We start from the raw sequence: 1,134 nt of genomic DNA, 5'->3' as shown, positions 1-1,134 counted from the left end.
GTACAATTGCAATATCAGGCTTAAACAAGACAGCATCCTGAAACTGTTTTGTTTTATAATAAGGCCTGTGTCCCTTTTTTAAAAGTGTAGCTCCGCTTAGGCCAAAGTTTTTAACCCCATATTTTTGCCCAAGTAAATCCTGTAATACCGAAGGGTAAGATTCTTTTGCAGGATTTTTGAGACCGGCGCCAAAAGTTACTGAATTACCAATACAGGCTACCCGTACCTCCTGACTGTACGAGGTTAATCCAAGTGACCATAGCAGTACAAATAGCGACATTGACCTTTTCCTGAACATAATTACTTAATGATATCACTTACCGGAACCCTTACAAATAGTAAACTGCTGATGCCTTCGTACAAAATACCAATGGTATTGTCGTCGATTTTAGTAAGCGCAGAATAGCCAAAAGAATCGCGTTCATCTATTAATAATTGATTGGCAGGCATCCATGTTTCGCCCATGTCCAAGCTAGCTTTAATGGTGATATTCCTTCTTGGTGCTTTGGAAACATTTGGATTACTAAAGAACAACACGTCTTTCAATACCCCTTTAACCTTAACTTTTGCTTTAATAAAACTTCCCATGCAAACAGGGTCTGCAAGTGTATTATAAGAGGTTGAGTGTGCTGTCCAGCTTTTACCCATATCGGTAGTAGTAGCGACGCTTCTAAAGCTTCCTCTGTTATCTCTCATATTTAGCATAATGGTTCCTGGAGTAGTTTCTACCAATTGGCTTTCGGTGGTATTGGATTTTGCACCGATACCGCTGTTCCATGATTTACCATGATCATCACTATATATTAATGTAGAATGCGGCATTTTTTGAGCATCCCAATATTGTGCAGGAAAAACAATCTTGCCATCTGACATAGCAATACCATTTCCTGGTCCAGGGAAAAATAATCTCCATTCCGGATTCTTTACCTGTGAAGTTATGCTATAAGGTTTGCTCCAGGTAAGTCCATCATCAGTACTGCTGGTTACCACAAATTGTCCTGTTTCTTCGGGTGTAAGGCCTGGACCAGAACCTGCAATAGAACGATTTCCTTTACTCCATAAAGCCGAAACCCATATGGTTTTGGTAACCGGATCAAACAAAACAGAAGGATCGCCTACACCGCTGTTTTCATC

Annotated in this window: 2 protein-coding genes; both read right to left on the bottom strand. The window is 40.2% G+C overall.

Translation table 11 applies throughout. The features are described from left to right. A partial coding sequence (locus AC1DG9_RS27235; RefSeq protein ID WP_477635712.1) for an SGNH/GDSL hydrolase family protein occupies positions 1 to 298 on the bottom strand: 298 nt, incomplete at its 3' end. A gap of 2 nt (positions 299 to 300) precedes the next feature. Beyond that, positions 301 to 1,134: sialidase family protein (locus AC1DG9_RS27230; RefSeq protein ID WP_477635711.1), on the bottom strand; the 834-nt coding region annotated here is incomplete at its 5' end.

It is taken from the genome of Pedobacter sp. 05L430, from assembly GCF_056397585.1.
This window is presented reverse-complemented; position numbering and strand designations above follow the sequence as displayed.